This window comes from Flavobacterium anhuiense (assembly GCF_001705175.1).
GTDB lineage: Bacteria > Bacteroidota > Bacteroidia > Flavobacteriales > Flavobacteriaceae > Flavobacterium > Flavobacterium anhuiense.
On the sequence record NZ_CP016907.1, the window covers coordinates 2,795,073 to 2,814,990 of the forward strand.

The window sequence follows — 19,918 nt, forward strand, 5'->3', positions numbered from 1 at the left end:
TTGATAATTTACAATTGATAATTAACAGTCGGAAGCTGCTTGCAGCGAATAGCCTTAAGGTGGTTATTGCGGCGGGGCTCACCTCTTCCCATCCCGAACAGAGAAGTTAAGCCCGCCAGCGCAGATGGTACTGCAGTCATGTGGGAGAGTATGTCGTCGCCTTTCTTTTGAAAAACCCCGTTTCGTTTAGAAACGGGGTTTTCTGTTTTATGCCAATTTTTGGAAGGTTTTACCTCCTGTTAGTGAGCCTTAAATGTTTCTAATGAGATGGAGGAAGATTCTTTTGTTCTTGTGTTTTATTTATAATGACAAGAAAGTTCTAATTCTAGGTAAAAGTCGTTATTATACTTATAATATTTGTAAGTGTTAGGTTGTGTAGGTGGTTGAGTATTATCTTGTGTGAGGTTAGATTTATTTTTATAGTTGAGATTATTAGTAATCTATAGAATAAAAATTAGGTAGCTGTTTTTTATGAATAGGAAATCTTAAGCGTAGTTTCTTTATGGTTTTAATGGTAGGAAGAGGAAAGGTGTGAATATTTTTTTTTCGTTTGAGTCTTTTGGCTCTGAAGTAGGATTGTTGTTATTTTTAATTTTCTGAATGGCTTTAAAAGCCATTCGCTTCGAATAGCTAAAACTTCTGAGTTGTCCTGAAAAAGCCCGGCTCGATTACTAGTATAAAAATTAGTTAAATCTGAATAGAATTACTTTTGTTTCCCTTTTTTTTTTTTTTAATTGATTTGGTTTTGCAAATGAACTTGATTTGGAGTTAGTATATTTATTGATAAATGAACTCTGATTTGGTTATAGAATAAAACAGATTCAAGAACTTGTTTTTTAGGCTTTCAAATCTTCAAAGATTTCAGATAATCCAAATTCTTCTTTAAAATACCATTTGCCTTTTTGAAACTGTATTTCATTATGGATCATAGTTTTGTGTCATATTTGCGAATCTTGTTTTAGACAAATATTCAGTGTGTTTTTTGTTGTAATACTTAAAATCTCCATCGGAGTGATATATAAGATTCCGTAGAAGCGATTAAATATCAGATAAAATAACCTGCAATTTTGTGAATATGTATCTGTTGTTAAATGGGGCTAATATGTTTCTAATTTGATAGCTACTACGAAGATTGTCTTTACAAAATAATCTGTGTTCAAATCACTCCCGAAGCTTCGGGACTATCGGGGCTATAGATTGGTTTTCGGGGGAAGATTTTTGAGAGCTTTGCGCCTTTGCGGCTCTGAGAGATTAAAAACGGGCAGTTAGGAGATGTCTTAGATTCTGCCTTCTTTTCAGAAAATCTCTCCAAAGGCTGAAGATCCACTAAAAGCGGATATCGGAAAACCCGATAAAATAAGAAAATGCCAGCCGAATCAGGAAAAACCTTACGCGCGGTGAAAAATATCCAAAATGTAAAGCGTCTGTTATGAGACAGTTAAGAAATAACTTGAAAAAAGATTGAAAAAAGTCTGGGAAAAGTGTTGGAAAAGCGGAAAAAGGTTCTACTTTTGCACCCGCAACGGCGAAAAACGCTCTTAGACATTCCGGCAGCTTTAAGATATTTGAGAAAAGAGATTTTCGAAAAAAAAGATTGGAAAAAGCTTGCGGGAAAAGAAAAAGCTTTTTACATTTGCACCCCGCAAAACACGGAAGCTCATTGAAAGATTGGAAGAAAAAGTTGAGAAACTGAAGCGATTAAGAAAGCTTCAAAATTTTTTCAAGTTTTTCTTGCGAGAAACAAAAAGAAGTTTTAGTTTTGCACCCGCTTTGAGAAACAAGCGAAAACAGAAGAATACACGTTCGTAGACATATTGAATTGACAGCCGTTTTGAAAGAGATTTCAAAACAATATAGAATAAGAGTAATGGAATCGAGAGATTCGAAGAGAACCGATAGATAGAGCATCGACTATATAATATTAAAATATACGATGAAGAGTTTGATCCTGGCTCAGGATGAACGCTAGCGGCAGGCTTAACACATGCAAGTCGAGGGGTAGAGGCCTTCGGGCCTTGAGACCGGCGCACGGGTGCGTAACGCGTATGCAATCTGCCTTCCACAGAGGGATAGCCCAGAGAAATTTGGATTAATACCTCATAGCATCATGACCCGGCATCGGGATATGATTAAAGTCACAACGGTGGAAGATGAGCATGCGTCCCATTAGCTAGTTGGTAAGGTAACGGCTTACCAAGGCTACGATGGGTAGGGGTCCTGAGAGGGAGATCCCCCACACTGGTACTGAGACACGGACCAGACTCCTACGGGAGGCAGCAGTGAGGAATATTGGTCAATGGGCGCAAGCCTGAACCAGCCATGCCGCGTGCAGGATGACGGTCCTATGGATTGTAAACTGCTTTTGTACGGGAAGAAACCCTCCTACGTGTAGGAGCTTGACGGTACCGTAAGAATAAGGATCGGCTAACTCCGTGCCAGCAGCCGCGGTAATACGGAGGATCCAAGCGTTATCCGGAATCATTGGGTTTAAAGGGTCTGTAGGCGGTCTTGTAAGTCAGTGGTGAAAGCCCATCGCTCAACGGTGGAACGGCCATTGATACTGCTGGACTTGAATTATTGGGAAGCAACTAGAATATGTAGTGTAGCGGTGAAATGCTTAGAGATTACATGGAATACCAATTGCGAAGGCAGGTTGCTACCAATGGATTGACGCTGATGGACGAAAGCGTGGGTAGCGAACAGGATTAGATACCCTGGTAGTCCACGCCGTAAACGATGGATACTAGCTGTTGGGCGCAAGTTCAGTGGCTAAGCGAAAGTGATAAGTATCCCACCTGGGGAGTACGAACGCAAGTTTGAAACTCAAAGGAATTGACGGGGGCCCGCACAAGCGGTGGAGCATGTGGTTTAATTCGATGATACGCGAGGAACCTTACCAAGGCTTAAATGCAGACTGACCGGTTTGGAAACAGACCTTTCGCAAGACGGTCTACAAGGTGCTGCATGGTTGTCGTCAGCTCGTGCCGTGAGGTGTCAGGTTAAGTCCTATAACGAGCGCAACCCCTGTTGTTAGTTGCCAGCGAGTCATGTCGGGAACTCTAGCAAGACTGCCAGTGCAAACTGTGAGGAAGGTGGGGATGACGTCAAATCATCACGGCCCTTACGCCTTGGGCTACACACGTGCTACAATGGCCGGTACAGAGAGCAGCCACCCCGCGAGGGGGAGCGAATCTATAAAGCCGGTCACAGTTCGGATCGGAGTCTGCAACTCGACTCCGTGAAGCTGGAATCGCTAGTAATCGGATATCAGCCATGATCCGGTGAATACGTTCCCGGGCCTTGTACACACCGCCCGTCAAGCCATGGAAGCTGGGGGTGCCTGAAGTCGGTGACCGCAAGGAGCTGCCTAGGGTAAAACTGGTAACTAGGGCTAAGTCGTAACAAGGTAGCCGTACCGGAAGGTGCGGCTGGAACACCTCCTTTCTAGAGCCCCATGTGTTAGCCGGAAGGCACGCTGGGGAAATGAGATGCCTGGCTATAGGTTTTGGGTCTTGAAATTGCATTACTCTTGCTGTTAATTTAAAGAAATAAACTTTTAAGTAAAAAAACAGAGTCTCGTAGCTCAGCTGGTTAGAGTACTACACTGATAATGTAGGGGTCGGCAGTTCGAGTCTGCCCGGGACTACTTTTTAAAGCTTGAAGAGAAGGAAATTCTAGAGTTGAAGCGTTATGAATATTAATTCATAATTCATAATTCACAATTCATCATTAGATTTGGGGGATTAGCTCAGCTGGCTAGAGCGCCTGCCTTGCACGCAGGAGGTCAACGGTTCGACTCCGTTATTCTCCACGAAACTATCGTAAAAACGGTAGATAAAAGTTCATTGACATATTGGGATAAGAAAATAATAAGAAAGTAGAAAGCGTTTTTATCAGCAATGATGAAAACAAAACAAAACGGTCTTGTTCTAACGGACAAGATTGGTGCAATAAGCAAAATAAGGGCGCATGGGGGATGCCTAGGCTCTCAGAGGCGATGAAGGACGTGATAAGCTGCGAAAAGCTGCGGGGACGGGCACACACCGGTTGATCCGCAGATATCCGAATGGGGCAACCCGCTATATTGAAGATATAGCACACCGATAGGTGGGCAAACCCGCTGAACTGAAACATCTAAGTAGGCGGAGGAGAAGAAAACAAAAGTGATTCCGTAAGTAGTGGCGAGCGAACGCGGATTAGCCCAAACCAATTATGTTACGGCATAGTTGGGGTTGTAGGACCGCGAGATTCCATGCATGAGGAACCGGAAGCTTCTGGAAAGGAGCGCCATAGAGGGTGACAGCCCCGTACGGGCAACAAATGTAATGGATAGCGGTATCCTGAGTAGGGCGGGGCACGTGAAACCCTGTCTGAATTCGGCGGGACCATCCGCTAAGGCTAAATACTCCTGAGAGACCGATAGTGAACCAGTACCGTGAGGGAAAGGTGAAAAGAACCGTGAATAACGGAGTGAAATAGATCCTGAAACCATGCGCCTACAAGCGGTCGGAGCCCTTTCGTGGGGTGACGGCGTGCCTTTTGCATAATGAGCCTACGAGTTAACGCTGCTGGCAAGGATAAGTGGTTAAGCCATGGATCCGCAGCGAAAGCGAGTCTGAATAGGGCGCTTTAGTCAGTAGTGTTAGACGCGAAACCGTGTGATCTACCCATGGGCAGGTTGAAGCTGTGGTAACACACAGTGGAGGACCGAACCGGTTGACGTTGAAAAGTCTTCGGATGACCTGTGGGTAGGGGTGAAAGGCCAATCAAACTCGGAAATAGCTCGTACTCCCCGAAATGCATTTAGGTGCAGCGCTGGATATAGTTATATAGAGGTAGAGCTACTGATTGGATGCGGGGGCTTCACCGCCTACCAATTCCTGACAAACTCCGAATGCTATATAATGTTTACCAGCAGTGAGGGCTTGGGTGCTAAGGTCCAAGTCCGAGAGGGAAAGAACCCAGACCATCAGCTAAGGTCCCCAAATATATGCTAAGTTGAAAGAACGAGGTTTGTCTGCCCAGACAGCTAGGATGTTGGCTTGGAAGCAGCCATTCATTTAAAGAGTGCGTAACAGCTCACTAGTCGAGCGGACGAGCATGGATAATAATCGGGCATAAGCATATTACCGAAGCTATGGATTTGCATGTATGTGCAAGTGGTAGGGGAGCATTCTGACAGGGCTGAAGGTGTATCGTAAGGTATGCTGGACCGGTCAGAAAAGAAAATGTAGGCATAAGTAACGATAATGCGGGCGAGAAACCCGCACACCGAAAAACTAAGGTTTCCACAGCTATGCTAATCAGCTGTGGGTTAGTCTGGACCTAAGGCGAACCCGAAAGGGGCAGTCGATGGCCAACGGGTTAATATTCCCGTACTTCTTATTGCTGTGATGGGGTGACGGAGTGATGAAAGCGCCGCGGACTGACGGAATAGTCCGTTAAAGCACCTAGCTATATCTTCTATAGGCAAATCCGTAGAAGATGGCGAAATGCGATAGTACTCGGAGTCTTCGGACAAAGAGATAGCGCGCCTAAGGGCTTCCAAGAAAAACCTCTAAACTTCAGGCAGTAAGAACCAGTACCGTAAACCGACACAGGTAGTTGAGGAGAGAATCCTAAGGTGCTCGAGAGATTCATGGCTAAGGAATTAGGCAAAATAGACCTGTAACTTCGGGAGAAAGGTCGCCCCGAGCAATCGGGGCCGCAGTGAAGAGGTCCAGGCGACTGTTTATCAAAAACACAGGGCTCTGCAAAATCGCAAGATGAAGTATAGGGCCTGACACCTGCCCGGTGCTGGAAGGTTAAGAGGAGATGTTATCTTCGGAGAAGCATTGAATTGAAGCCCCAGTAAACGGCGGCCGTAACTATAACGGTCCTAAGGTAGCGAAATTCCTTGTCGGGTAAGTTCCGACCTGCACGAATGGTGTAACGATCTGGACACTGTCTCAGCCATGAGCTCGGTGAAATTGTAGTAACGGTGAAGATGCCGTTTACCCGCAGTGGGACGAAAAGACCCTGTGCACCTTTACTATAGCTTAGTATTGACCTTGGATAAATGATGTGTAGGATAGGTTGGAGACTGTGAAGGGGCGTCGCCAGGCGCTTTGGAGTCATTGTTGAAATACAACCCTTTGTTTATCTGAGGCCTAACCCCGTATTGCGGGGGACAGTGCTTGGTGGGTAGTTTGACTGGGGTGGTCGCCTCCAAAAGAGTAACGGAGGCTTCTAAAGGTTCCCTCAGCACGCTTGGTAACCGTGCGCAGAGTGCAATGGCATAAGGGAGCTTGACTGAGAGACATACAGGTCGATCAGGTACGAAAGTAGAGCATAGTGATCCGGTGGTTCCGCATGGAAGGGCCATCGCTCAAAGGATAAAAGGTACGCCGGGGATAACAGGCTGATCTCCCCCAAGAGCTCATATCGACGGGGGGGTTTGGCACCTCGATGTCGGCTCGTCACATCCTGGGGCTGGAGAAGGTCCCAAGGGTTGGGCTGTTCGCCCATTAAAGTGGCACGCGAGCTGGGTTCAGAACGTCGTGAGACAGTTCGGTCTCTATCTACTGCGGGCGTTAGAAATTTGAGTGGATCTGATTCTAGTACGAGAGGACCGAATTGGACAAACCTCTAGTGTATCTGTTGTCCCGCCAGGGGCACCGCAGAGTAGCTACGTTTGGAAGGGATAAGCGCTGAAAGCATATAAGCGCGAAACCCACCACAAGATGAGATTTCTTTTAAGGATCGTGGAAGATGACCACGTTGATAGGCTGCAGATGTAAAGGCAGTAATGTCACAGTCGAGCAGTACTAATAATCCGTAAGCTTATGCACACCCTTTTCCCCCGATGCAGATCGGGGGAGAGAACTTTCTAAAAAAAACTCTTTGTTTCTTTATCCCAGTATGTTAAGATATTGTCTGATTGATAATTTAGAATTGATAATTAACAGTCGGAAGCTGCTTGCAGCGAATAGCCTTAAGGTGGTTATTGCGGCGGGGCTCACCTCTTCCCATCCCGAACAGAGAAGTTAAGCCCGCCAGCGCAGATGGTACTGCAGTCATGTGGGAGAGTATGTCGTCGCCTTTCTTTTGAAAAACCCTGTTTTACAACGGGGTTTTCTGTTTTATGGCAATTTTTGGAAATCCCGCAATGCAGCTGCCCTAAAACTTTTTTCCTGACCAAGCGTTAGGGATGACGTACATGCTTGCTTGTCACGAAGGAATGTGGCATTTTAAACTATAACCCTATAACTGTTAAATTATAGTCAATTGTTGACGGTTAAATATTGATACTTTAGACTTTTTGGATTTGAATGAGTATTTTTGTGTTTAAATTACTTTTTAAATATGAAGAAAAATATTTTATTGTTAGCACTTCTTGCTGTAACAGGTTTAAGTGCGCAACAACGTCCAAAGTTAGTTGTGGGTATAGTTGTCGATCAAATGAAAATGGAATATTTATATCGCTTTTCAGATGATTTTTCTCCTAACGGCTTTAAAAGATTAATGAATGATGGATTTACTTTCCAGAATATGCATTACAATTATATGCCAACTTATACTGCTCCTGGACACGCTTCAATCTACACTGGTACAACTCCAGCTACACACGGAATTGTAGGTAACGAATGGTTTAGCAGAACTCTTGGAAAAGAAATGTATTGTACGGATGATGCAGGAGTTAAAACTGTAGGTGATGGCACTGCCGAAGAAGGCGCGATGTCTCCAAAGAATCTTCAAAGTACTACAATTACTGATGAAGTAAGAATGGCTACTAACTTTACTGGAAAAGTTATTGGAATGAGTCTAAAAGATCGTGGAGCCATATTGCCAGCAGGACATTTTGCGAACTGGGCATTTTGGTACAGTAAAACAGGTTCTTTTATTTCTAGTACTTTTTACGGTGAGAAACTGCCAGAATGGGTTACTGAATTCAATAATGAAAAAAACTACTTAAAATATATTAATAAAGGATGGGATTTGTATAAACCTGCTTCAGTTTACAATGAAAGTCTTCCAGATAATAATCCATATGAAGGAAAGCTGTATGGAAGTGCTGCACCTGTTTTTCCATATGATTTAAAATCTATGTATGAAAAAAATGATGCAGGTGTTATCAGAGCTACTCCTTTTGGAAATGATCTTTTAGCTGAGTTTGCAAAAAGAGCTATTGAGAAAGAAGAATTAGGGAAGGATAATGTTACTGATTTCTTAACTGTTAGTTTTTCATCTACAGATTATGTAGGTCATTTGTTAGGTCCTAGATCGATGGAACTTCAAGATACTTATTTAAGATTAGATCAGACAATTGCTGATTTCTTGGCTTATTTGGATAAAACAGTTGGAAAAGGGAATTACTTACTTTTCTTAACTGCTGATCATGCCGGAGCTGAAAATGTAATCTATTTGAAAGATCGTAAATATAATGTTGACAATTATCCTTCAAAAGAGGTTAAGAAAAGCTTACAGGATTTTTCAACTAAGACTTTTGGTGTAGATTTGATTCAAAATTATTCGAATTTTAATGTTTTCTTTAATAAGCAAATTGTTAAGGATAAGAAATTAGATCTTGATAAAGTTGAAGATATTTTTAAAAAGTTTTTAATAACCCAACCGCAAGTTAAAAAGGTTTATACAGAAGAAGAAGTTTTAGCGAATGCTGGAAATGACTATGCTCTTAATTTTGTGGCAAAAGGTTATGATGTTACACAAAATGGTGATTTAGTTATTGTAGATAAGCCTGGCATGATTGAATATACTCCAACAGGTACATCTCACGGCACCATTTATAGCTATGATACACATGTTCCAGCTATTTTCTATGGTTGGCATATCAAAAAAGGTGAGTCGTATGATAAAAAAGCAATTACGGAAATTGCTCCAACAATTGCTCAAAAAATTAAAGTTACTTTCCCAAATGGAACCGAGGCAAAAGTTATGACTGAAGTTCTTGACAATAAAAAATAAATAGATTATTATTTAGAAAAACCTGTCTTCATGACAGGTTTTTTTATGCCATAAAAAAAGGCTTTTCAATTAAGAAAAGCTTTTTGTAATAGTGACTTAGTAAGCACTTGTTTAAGTATTAACACTATGCGTTTGCTAATACTATTTCTTCGTTAAAAGGAAGATTCCAAGCTTCTGCAACTCCTTTGTACAGGATTTTTCCATTAGCTACGTTTAATCCTTTTTTCAATTCTTCATTTTCTGCGCAAGCTTTTTCCCATCCTTTGTTTGCTAATTGTACAGCATATGGTAAAGTTGCATTTGTTAAAGCTAAAGTAGAAGTGTAAGGAACAGCTCCTGGCATATTAGCTACACAGTAGTGAACGATATCATCAATAATGAAAGTTGGGTTTTCGTGAGTTGTAGGAGTACAAGTTTCTATACATCCTCCTTGATCTACCGCTACGTCAACAACAACAGTTCCCGGACGCATTAATTTAAGCATATCACGAGTAATTAAGTGAGGTGCTTTTGCTCCTGGAATTAAAACAGCACCAACGATTAAGTCAGCATCTTTAATTGCTCTCGTAATATTGTAGTGGTTAGACATCTCTGTGTTTACGTTTGCAGGCATGATATCATCCAATTGGCGTAAACGAGGTAGGCTTAAGTCCATAATAGTAACTTGAGCACCTAAACCAGCAGCCATTTTTGCAGCTTGAGTTCCTACAATTCCTCCACCTAAAATTAATACTTTTGCAGGTGGTACACCTGGAACTCCTCCTAAAAGAATTCCTCTTCCTTTTAATGGTTTTTCAAGATATTTCGCTCCTTGTTGGATAGCCATACGACCAGCAACTTCAGACATTGGGACTAATAATGGTAAGCTTCTGTCTGTTTTCTCAACAGTTTCGTAAGCTAAACAAACAGCTCCTTTTTCTAACATTGCATGCGTTAATTCTTCTGAAGAAGCAAAGTGGAAGTAAGTAAATAATAATTGATCTTTTTTGATCAATGGGTATTCAGAAGCAATTGGTTCTTTTACTTTGATGATCATTTCTGCAATAGCATAAACTTCTTCAATTGTTGGTAAAATAACTGCACCAGCTTGTGCATATTCTTCATCGGCGAAACCACTTCCTAAACCAGCAGTAGATTGAACATAAACTGTATGTCCGTGTTTTTTCATTTCTGATACACCTGCAGGAGTTAAAGCAACTCTGTTTTCGTTATTTTTTATTTCTTTAGGAACACCTATTATCATTTTGTTATATTTTTTTGTTTTTATTGAAATTGTTTTACAAATCTACAGATAGAGAATAAATTATGGTTTAATGCTTAATAAATAAGAAAATATTATTTTATTTTTTACTTTTACAGAAAAATATTCTGTTTTTGGTCTGAATTTATTCTTCAAAAAGAAAAAAAGACTAAATCTATCTAATTTTAATAAAACGTTTTCGTTATGGCTTTAGATGAAATTGACAAAAAAATCCTACGTCTTTTGCAGGAAGACGCGCACTATACTTTAAAAGACATCGCAAACAAAATAAACTTGTCTTTAACACCAGTTCATGATCGGGTGAAACGTCTTGAAAAAGATGGCATTATAGAAAAATATGTGACGCTTCTAGACAAGAAAAAACTCGGAAATAATTTGACCGTTTACTGCCAAGTTACGCTTACAAAACAGACTTACGATACATCGGAAGGATTTAACCAATCGATTTTGAATTTGCCTGAAGTAGTAGAGTGTAATTATGTTTCAGGAAACTTCGATTATATGCTGAAAATTATAATTCCAGACATGGAAAGTTATCATCATTTTCACCAGAAAAAATTATCGGTTTTGCCCGAAGTCTCTTTGATCAATACTGTTTTTGTTATTTCAGAAGTGAAAAGTACGACTGTTCTTCCGATTTAATAAAAAAACCATCAGGAAATCCCGATGGTTTTTAGCAAAAAAGTTAGTTTGGTTGAATTAATAATAAGTATAACGTCTTACTTTGGCAATATATTTTGCTAAACGAATAACTTGATGGCTGTAACCATATTCGTTATCGTACCAAATGTAAAGTACGATGTTTTTTCCGTCTTTAGAAACAATAGTAGCATTGCTGTCGTAAATTGATGGAGCTGAAGTTCCTACAATGTCGGACGAAACTAATTCGTTGTTTAAAGAATATTTTATCTGCTCTACTAATTCTCCTTCAAGAGCATATTTTTTCATGATTTTATTAATTCCTGCAATTGATGTTGCTTTTTTAACTTCTAGATTTAAAACAACTAGAGATCCATTAGGGACAGGAACACGAATCGCATTTGAGGTTAATTTGCCTTCCAATGATGGTAAAGCTTTTGCAACAGCACTTCCTGCGCCAGTTTCGGTAATCACCATATTCAAAGCAGCTGCTCTACCGCGACGGTATTTTCTATGCATATTATCTACCAAATTTTGATCGTTGGTGTAAGCATGAATGGTTTCTAAATGTCCTTTTACAACGCCAAGAGTTTCTTCAATCACTTTTAAAATTGGAGTGATGGCATTTGTTGTACATGATGCAGCTGAAAAAATATTTACTTCATCAGGGTTAAATTCATTATGATTTACACCATGTACAATATTCGGTACACCCTTTCCAGGAGCAGTCAGTAAAACTTTACTAGCTCCGTTTGATGTTAAATGTCTTTTTAATGCTTCTTCGGTAGTAAACGCTCCAGTGTTATCAATTACTAAAGCATCATTGATTCCATAGACAGTATAATCGATTTCTTCTGGGGAATTTGCTGTAATGATATGAACAGTTGTTCCGTTTATAATTAAGGCATTATTTTTAGAATCGGCTATTACAGATCCTTGAAAATCTCCGTGAATTGAGTCATATCGCAATAGAGAAGCTCGTTTCTCTAGGCTTGTAGCGTCATTTTTATCACGTGTTACAATTGCTCTTAATCGCAATTGATCTCCTTTTCCAGTTTTAGACATTAGCTCTCTCGCCAATAGACGTCCAATTCTTCCAAAGCCATACAAAACAATATCCTTAGGCTTAATTTCTTTTGAAGATTTTGCTTTTTTCAATTTTTCAATAACAAAATATCTTGCATCAGGATATTTCTCATCTTCTAAGCGATATTCGTAAGTTAGTTTTCCCAAATCTATTTTTGCTGGCGGAAGATCTAGAGATAATACCACTTTTGCGATTTCAACCGAATCAAAAATACTGATTGGCTTACCTACGAATTCACCAGCATATTGATGAAGATTGATAATATCGCTAACGTTTTTATCCAATAACTGATTTTTGAATAAAACCATCTCGATTGATTTGTCATACCATAAATCGCTTATGACTTTGATTAATTCGACACCCGCTTTTCTTCGGTCGACTTGTAAGGATACCTCTTTTTGGTACAATGATTTGTTACTCATAATTGAAAAAATAAAATGCTCACTATTTTAAAATTTTGCGCAAAAGTATCTATTTCAATCGATTTCGTAAACTATTTTAGCATTTATTTTTGAAAATAAAAAAGCCACCTTATTTTATTAAGATGGCTATTTTTTAGTTTTCAATCACTGTCCCAGTTTTTAATAACTGATAACTGGGACTGAAAACTGCGACTTATATAATAATTCTGAAAATCTCTCCGTTTCTGTTGATCATTTCAATTCGAACGCTTTGTCCTTCGTCTTTTTTACTTAAAAGTTTTGAAACCGTTTCAACGTTTGTTGCTTTTACATTATCAATGCTTAGAATAATATTTCCTACTAATTCATTTTGATATTGCATTAAATTCTCATTGCTGATGTTTTTAATTTTAACGCCATAATCGATTCTGAATTTTTTCTTGTCAGCAGCATCAATATTTTCTAATTCAATTCCTTTAAATTCAGCGCTGTAAAACTCATTTTTGCTTAAAGTAACAGGGACAGTTTTAGTTTTTCCGTCTTTAATGTAAGTTACTTTTACAACATCATTTGGACGTTTTGTATTGATGTAGCCAGATAAATCTGCATAAGTTGCAATATTTTGATCATCCAATTTTACAATGATATCACCTTTAGTTAGACCAGCTTTTTCTGCGCCAGAATTTTTAGAAACTCTATTAATGTAGAATCCTTGCGTTTCTGTTACTCCCAATTCTTTAGAAGCTGTTGCATTCAATTCGCCACCTTCAACACCAAGAATACCTCTTTGAACATTTCCATATTCCATAATATCCTCAATAATTTTACGAGCTATATTAGAAGGAACAGCAAAAGAATATCCAACATAAGAACCTGTCATTGAAGAAATCATGGTATTAATTCCAATTAATTCACCTCTTGCATTTACTAACGCTCCACCGCTATTACCTGGGTTTACTGCAGCATCAGTCTGAATGAAAGATTGGATTCCGCTTTGGTCTAAATTTCTAGCTTTAGCCGAAACAATTCCAGCAGTTACAGTAGAAGTCAAGTTATAAGGATTTCCAACTGCCAATACCCATTCTCCGACTTTTACGTTATCAGAATTTGCAAAAGCAGTATAAGGAAGTTTTTCATCAGCATTGATTTTCAAAAGGGCAATATCCATTTTTGAATCCGTACCGATTAACTTCGCTTTGTATGATTTTTTATTATTTAAAGTAATTTCAATTTCTGTGGCATCTTTAATTACGTGATTATTCGTAACAATGTATCCGTCTTCAGAAATAATAACACCAGAACCAGTTCCTACCTGTTCTTGTTGTTGCTGTCCGCCATATCCGTAGAAAAATTCAAGCATTGGGTTGCTAATAGTTCTTCTCGAAACATTTTTTACGTGAACAACGGTATGTACAGTTTTGTCTGCGGCTTCGGTAAAATCTAGTATTTCAGCACCTAAACCAACATTTTTTCCATAAGAGTTAGGGGCAAGAGTTACAACAGAATTTCCTTTTCCAAAAAAAGAATTGTTGCTTTCAAATAATAACTTGTAAGCACCAAGAGTAATAGCACCACTTAATAATGACACTAAAAATAAGGCTGAAAATCTTTTCATATTAGAATTTGTAATTAAGTTATTAGAATTTAAGTTTCATGTTTTATTTAACGTAAAATTACTTCAAAAAATTATTTGTAAAAACGGTTTAACGCTCTTTAACAATGATTAACATTTCATTAATTAATAGTTCGTACTTTTGCATTTCTAACAACTAAAAAATGCAAATAGAATTTTATAAATATCAAGGTACTGGAAACGATTTTGTAATGATTGATAATCGTACAAATTTCTTTCCAAAAGACGATGTAAAGCTTATTGAGCGTCTGTGCGACAGACGTTTCGGAATTGGAGCAGACGGATTAATTTTACTCGAAAATGATTCTGAAACTGACTTCAGAATGGTGTATTATAACTCAGATGGAAATCAAAGTTCGATGTGTGGAAACGGCGGACGTTGCCTTGTTGCTTTTGCCAATCAATTAGGTGTAATTGATGACAAAACCACTTTTATCGCAACCGACGGATTGCATCATGCTTCTGTAAGTGCTGATTCAATTGTGTCTTTACAAATGATTGATGTAAACGAAATTCAGAAAAAAGATTCTTATACTTTCCTAAATACAGGTTCTCCGCACCATGTTCAGATTGTAGATGATTTGGAACATTATAATGTAAAAGAAAACGGAGCCGCAATTCGTTATGGTGAATTGTACGGAGAAAAAGGAAGCAATGTCAATTTTGTTAAAAAAGTAGATAGCGATACTTTTTCTTTAAGAACTTACGAAAGAGGTGTTGAAGATGAAACTCTTGCCTGCGGAACTGGAGCAACTGCAGTTGCAATTGCGATGAATGCGATTGGAGAAACAGATAAAACTTCGATAAACTTAAATGTTGAAGGAGGAAAACTAGTGGTTTCTTTTGATAAGGATAATGATGGTTATACAAATGTTTTTTTAACAGGTCCTGCGAAATTTGTTTTTAAAGGAACAATCGAGATTTAAATCTAAAATCTGCAATCTAAAATCTACAATCTAAAATATCAAGATGATTACATTAAAAGGCGATTCGATTTATTTGCGTCCACTTGAGCCTCAAGATTTAGAGTTTATTTACTCTATAGAAAATGACGAAAATATTTGGGAAGTTAGTAATACGCAAACTCCTTACAGTCGTTTTTTGATTAAACAATATTTGGAAAATGCACATCAAGATATTTATGAAGCAAAACAGCTTCGTTTGGCTATCTGCCAAGATGAAGATTTTCCTGCTATCGGATTGATTGATTTATTTGATTTTGATCCTAGAAATAATAGGGCAGGGATTGGTATTGTTATTCAGAAAGAAGAAAATCAAAGGAAAAATATTGGTTCTGAGGCTTTAGGGCTTTTAATAAAATATTCTTTTTATAATTTAAATCTTCATCAATTGTATGCAAATATTGGTGTACAAAATGTAGCAAGTCTTGCACTTTTTACTAAATTTGGTTTTAAGAAAATCGGAATCAAAAAAGACTGGATCTTGTATCATAACCGCTATCACGATGAAGCAATTTATCAGTTAATTAATAAACAAATTTAAATTTTAAGCTTTGAGTCTAAAAAAAATAATCACGATAAGTGCCGTAGCCATCATTTCAGTTTTATTGATTTATGGTTTTATATTAATCAGTAAAATATTTAGTTCTAATACTAAATTTGAAGAAAAGGAAGTGTATGTCTATGTGCCGACAGATGCCAATTATGCTGATGTAAAAAAGATATTAGCACCTTACATAAAGAATTTTGACAACTTTGAATTGGTTGCCGAAAAAAGAGATTATCCGCAAAATGTAAAATCTGGACGTTTTTTACTGAAAAAAGATATGAATAATATCGACTTAGTAAGGGCAATGCGTTCTAATATTCCTGTTAAGTTGGTTTTCAATAATCAAGAAAGATTAGAGAATTTTGCCGGAAGAATCGGAGCAGAAATTGAAGCAGATAGTTTGTCACTTCTAAAAGCGATAAAAGATTCTACATTTTTAGCAGCAAACGGATTTAATGAAGAAAATGTTTTTGCAATGTTTATTCCAAATACTTACGAAGTTTATTGGAATACTTCAGCTGAAAAGTTTCGTGATAAAATGATAAAAGAATATCATAATTTTTGGACACCTGAAAGAATCGAGAAGGCAAAGAAACAAGGTTTAACTCCAGTGCAAGCTACAATTTTAGCTTCAATTGTGCATAAAGAATCCGTTAAAAAAGACGAAAGACCACGTATTGCAGGAGTTTATTTGAATCGTTTACGTTTAGAAATGCCTTTGCAGGCTGATCCAACCGTTATTTATGCTTTAAAATTAAGAGACAACAATTTTGATCAAGTTATAAAAAGAGTTTTTTACAATGATTTGGTAATGAGATCTCCATATAATACTTATGTCAACAAAGGACTTCCGCCTGGACCAATTGCAATGCCTGATATTACAGCATTAGAAGCAGTTTTAAATCCAGAGAAAAACGATTATATTTATTTCTGTGCAAGTGTTGATCGTTTCGGATATCACGAGTTTGCGGCGACATTGGCAGAACATAATGTAAATGCAAAAAAATATTCTGACTGGATTGCTAGTCAAGGAGTAACGAGATAATTTTATTATCTTTTTAAATATTAAAGACCGAAGTAAAATTCTACTTCGGTTTTTTTTTTTCAAATGCAAAAATTGGATTGAAATCGAAAATTTATGAATTTATTATTTTGAGTATTTTTTGTAATGAATTAATAAAAAAATAAACATTTTTTGATGTTCAATTTTATAAAATTCAAAAACTGGTTTTCAAGATTTGAATAAAAAATCAAGTATTTTATATAAGAAAATTCCTTCATTTTAATGAAATTTGCTTAAAATTTATATAAAATGGGATTTTTTTTGGCTTCGATTTTTGGTTTTTAAAGCTAAAAAAAGAGAACTGAAATCTCTCGGTATCCATTACTATAACTGGGATAGAAGCAGTTTACGATTTTACGTAAAAAATGCTAAACTATTGATTTTAAGCATATTTTTAAAATAACTTATCTTTGCACCGTAGAAATTTCAAGAGGGTGACAGCGTCTTGAAGAAAAACAATTTATGATAAAGAAATGGTATTTTTATGCGAGTTTAGTCGTTATTATTACATTTTTAAGTTTGGGATTTATTCCCTCTAACCACGAAACCAAACCTTGGTTTTTAATTGAAAAAACGGATGGATCAGAATACATTTTTCCATCTAAAGAAAAAGATGATTATCCAAAAATCGCAAACGTCCCATTCACAGGAAATCGTCTAATAGGATTTAAAGAAGCAGTCGCTTTTAAAGAATCACAAGGGCAGTACAGACTTGTAAATACTCTTGGTTATATGGGCAAATATCAATTTGGTTCTAAAGCTTTGAGAGCAATCGGAATTAATGATACTAAAGCCTTTTTAAAAGATCCTGCTCTACAAGAAAAAGCTTTTATGGCTTTACTAGCCAAAAACAAATGGATTTTACGTAACGAAATCGAAAAGTACGAAGGCAAAATCGTCAGCGGTATTGAAATTACCGAATCTGGAATTTTAGCTGCAGCTCATTTAGGTGGTGCAGGTTCTGTAAAGAATTTTTTCAAAAACAAAGGAAGCAGACATTTTAGAGATGCTTTTGGAACTTCTTTGAAAAGCTACATGAGAGATTTTGCAGGTTACGATCTTTCTTTTATAGAAGCTGATAGTAACGCAACAGTAAACGACTAAATTAAAAGAGGTTGTTTCGCAATAGGTGAAACAACCTCTTTTTCTATTTATTTTCCATATCGGTAATACTGAGTACTGAGACTGAGACTGCAAAACTCAATCTATCAAAGCTTCTAAGATTTTTATAGCTGCTTCACTTATTTTAGTTCCAGGTCCAAAAACGGCCGATGCGCCGGCATCAAACAAGAATTGATAGTCCTGAGACGGAATAACACCGCCCACAATTACCATAATATCTTCTCGTCCATGTTTTTTTAATTCTTCTATCACTTGAGGCACCAATGTTTTGTGACCAGCAGCAAGTGATGAAACACCTAAAATATGAACATCATTTTCAACGGCTTGTTTTGCTGCTTCTGCCGGAGTTTGAAATAATGGGCCTATATCAACATCAAAACCAACATCGGCATAACCTGTTGCGACTACTTTTGCACCACGATCATGACCGTCTTGTCCCATTTTAGCAATCATAATTCTAGGACGTCTTCCTTCTTGTTTGGCAAAAACATCTGCTAGTTGTTTTGCTTTTTCAAAATTCTCGTCATTTTTTATTGCTGCACTATACACTCCGCTAAAAGATTTAATTTGTGCTTTAAAACGGCCAAAAACAGTTTCCAATGCATTACTGATTTCGCCTAATGTTGCTCGGTTTCTAGCGGCTTCAATTGCATTTTCTAATAAGTTCCCTTGCCCTGTCTGCGCACAATGGATTAATTTTTCTAGTGACTTATTTACTTTTTCAGAATCTCGCGTTCGTTTTATTTCTTCAAGACGTTCAACCTGTTGTTTGCGAACCAATTGATTGTCTACATCCAAAATATCCAACGGATCTTCCTTCTCTAAACGATATTTATTTACACCGACAATAATATCTTGCCCGCTGTCAATTCTTGCTTGTTTTCTTGCCGCAGCTTCTTCAATTCGAAGTTTTGGAATTCCAGCTTCAATTGCTTTGGTCATTCCGCCAAGTTCTTCTACTTCTTCAATTAATTTCCAAGTCTTTTCTACGATGTCATTGGTTAAGCTTTCAACATAGTAACTTCCAGCCCAAGGATCGACTGTTTTAGTGATTTTAGTTTCTTCTTGAAGAAATATTTGAGTATTTCTAGCAATTCTGGCAGAGAAATCTGTTGGAAGCGCGATTGCTTCGTCTAAAGCATTAGTATGAAGCGATTGTGTTCCGCCAAAAGCCGCTGCTGCCGCTTCTATACAAGTTCTAGCAACATTGTTAAACGGATCTTGCTCTGTCAAGCTCCATCCGCTGGTTTGGCAATGCGTTCTTAATGCCAAAGATTTATCACTTTTTGGATTGAATTGCTGTAATAATTTTGCCCAAATCATACGCCCAGCTCTCATCTTGGCAATTTCCATAAAATGATTCATTCCGATTGCCCAAAAGAAAGATAATCTTGGAGCAAATTCATCAATCGTCATTCCTGTTGATAATCCGGTTCTGATATATTCTAAACCATCTGCCAAAGTATATGCTAATTCAATATCAGCTGTTGCTCCAGCTTCCTGCATATGATAACCAGAAATGGAAATAGAATTGAATTTTGGCATTTTTTTGCTCGTAAATTCAAAAATATCAGCAATGATTTTCATCGAAGGAGTTGGAGGGTAGATATAAGTATTTCTAACCATAAACTCCTTTAAAATATCATTTTGGATTGTTCCCGATAATTTTTCTGGACTAACACCTTGTTCTTCAGCAGCAACTATATAAAAAGCCATAATAGGTAAAACAGCTCCATTCATAGTCATGGAAACAGACATTTCATCTAGCGGAATCTGATCGAAAAGCACTTTCATGTCTTCAACAGAATCTATTGCGACACCAGCTTTTCCGACATCGCCAACTACTCTTTCGTGATCTGAATCGTAACCGCGATGTGTTGGTAAGTCAAAAGCAATAGAAAGTCCTTTCTGTCCTGCCGCTAAATTTTTTCTGTAAAAAGCATTGCTTTCTTCTGCTGTAGAAAATCCTGCGTATTGACGAATAGTCCACGGACGTCTCACATACATCGTAGCATATGGTCCGCGTAAATTTGGTGCAAAACCGGCTCCGAAATCAAGAAAATCTAAATCTTCGATATCTTTCTCAGAATAGTTTTTTTTAATTTCAATTCCTTCAGCTGTCGTAAAGTTGTCTGCCAAGTTTCCTTGACTTTCAGCTTTCGGCTTTTGACTTTGAAGAGTAATATGTTTAAGGTCTTTTCTAATCATTGAGACACTTTTTTGAATTTTTAATTAATTA

At 37.7% G+C, this 19,918-nt stretch carries 10 protein-coding genes, 2 tRNA genes and 4 rRNA genes; 12 read left to right on the forward strand and 4 right to left on the reverse strand.

Annotation, left to right across the window (positions count from 1 at the left end; translation table 11 throughout):
• Window positions 1-55 precede the first annotated feature (55 nt).
• The 7 genes from rrf (BB050_RS12265) (at window position 56) to pafA (ending at window position 8,964) form a co-directional block, all read left to right on the forward strand.
• Window positions 56-165, forward strand: a 5S ribosomal RNA gene (gene rrf / locus BB050_RS12265).
• Window positions 166-1,930: 1,765 nt separating this feature from the next.
• Window positions 1,931-3,444 (forward strand): 16S ribosomal RNA (locus tag BB050_RS12275).
• A 128-nt stretch (window positions 3,445-3,572) separates the two neighbouring features.
• Window positions 3,573-3,646: transfer RNA gene (locus BB050_RS12280), tRNA-Ile, on the forward strand.
• A gap of 91 nt (window positions 3,647-3,737) precedes the next feature.
• Window positions 3,738-3,811: transfer RNA gene (locus BB050_RS12285), tRNA-Ala, on the forward strand.
• A gap of 136 nt (window positions 3,812-3,947) precedes the next feature.
• A 23S ribosomal RNA gene (locus tag BB050_RS12290) occupies window positions 3,948-6,830 on the forward strand.
• A 144-nt stretch (window positions 6,831-6,974) separates the two neighbouring features.
• Window positions 6,975-7,084: ribosomal RNA gene (rrf, locus tag BB050_RS12295) — 5S ribosomal RNA — on the forward strand.
• The 16S, 23S and 5S rRNA genes sit together here with 2 tRNA genes alongside, the layout of an rRNA operon.
• A 260-nt stretch (window positions 7,085-7,344) precedes the next feature.
• A complete protein-coding gene (gene pafA / locus BB050_RS12300) occupies window positions 7,345-8,964 on the forward strand; it encodes an alkaline phosphatase PafA (RefSeq protein ID WP_066033747.1) in 1,620 nt (539 codons plus the stop codon).
• Between the two features lie 124 nt (window positions 8,965-9,088).
• Here pafA and ald read toward each other — a convergent pair whose 3' ends face one another.
• Window positions 9,089-10,207: an alanine dehydrogenase gene (gene ald, locus BB050_RS12305; protein ID WP_066033748.1), complete on the reverse strand. Its 1,119-nt coding sequence runs from the start codon at window positions 10,205-10,207 to the stop codon at window positions 9,089-9,091.
• A gap of 201 nt (window positions 10,208-10,408) precedes the next feature.
• On the opposite strand from ald, the gene BB050_RS12310 reads away from it, so the two are divergent.
• The gene (locus BB050_RS12310) at window positions 10,409-10,867 is read left to right on the forward strand and encodes an Lrp/AsnC family transcriptional regulator (protein WP_008467950.1); all 459 of its coding nucleotides are present in this window, start codon (window positions 10,409-10,411) and stop codon (window positions 10,865-10,867) included.
• Between the two features lie 57 nt (window positions 10,868-10,924).
• On the opposite strand, the gene BB050_RS12315 is transcribed toward BB050_RS12310, so the two are convergent.
• On the reverse strand, window positions 10,925-12,373 hold the full coding sequence (locus tag BB050_RS12315; protein WP_066033749.1) for a glyceraldehyde-3-phosphate dehydrogenase: 1,449 nt from the start codon (window positions 12,371-12,373) through the stop codon (window positions 10,925-10,927).
• Window positions 12,374-12,566: 193 nt separating this feature from the next.
• A complete protein-coding gene (locus BB050_RS12320; protein WP_008467953.1) occupies window positions 12,567-13,967 on the reverse strand; it encodes a trypsin-like peptidase domain-containing protein in 1,401 nt (466 codons plus the stop codon).
• Between the two features lie 161 nt (window positions 13,968-14,128).
• On the opposite strand from BB050_RS12320, the gene dapF reads away from it, so the two are divergent.
• The 4 genes from dapF (at window position 14,129) to BB050_RS12340 (ending at window position 17,661) form a co-directional block, all read left to right on the forward strand.
• Window positions 14,129-14,911: a diaminopimelate epimerase gene (gene dapF / locus BB050_RS12325; RefSeq protein WP_066033750.1), complete on the forward strand. Its 783-nt coding sequence runs from the start codon at window positions 14,129-14,131 to the stop codon at window positions 14,909-14,911.
• Window positions 14,912-14,954: 43 nt separating this feature from the next.
• Complete coding sequence (locus tag BB050_RS12330) at window positions 14,955-15,488, forward strand: GNAT family N-acetyltransferase (RefSeq protein ID WP_008467956.1); 534 nt, start codon at window positions 14,955-14,957, stop codon at window positions 15,486-15,488.
• A gap of 10 nt (window positions 15,489-15,498) precedes the next feature.
• Window positions 15,499-16,539 carry an endolytic transglycosylase MltG gene (mltG, locus tag BB050_RS12335; protein ID WP_008467958.1) on the forward strand — a complete coding sequence of 347 codons (1,041 nt, stop codon included), beginning with the start codon at window positions 15,499-15,501 and terminating at the stop codon, window positions 16,537-16,539.
• A 480-nt stretch (window positions 16,540-17,019) separates the two neighbouring features.
• Window positions 17,020-17,661, forward strand: coding sequence for a hypothetical protein (locus BB050_RS12340; RefSeq protein WP_008467959.1), 642 nt, complete (start codon window positions 17,020-17,022; stop codon window positions 17,659-17,661).
• Between the two features lie 96 nt (window positions 17,662-17,757).
• Here the strand turns inward: BB050_RS12340 and scpA are convergent, their stop codons facing one another.
• Window positions 17,758-19,887, reverse strand: a complete 2,130-nt coding sequence (scpA, locus tag BB050_RS12345; protein WP_008467961.1) for a methylmalonyl-CoA mutase — start codon at window positions 19,885-19,887, stop codon at window positions 17,758-17,760.
• Between the last annotated feature and the right edge of the window lie 31 nt (window positions 19,888-19,918).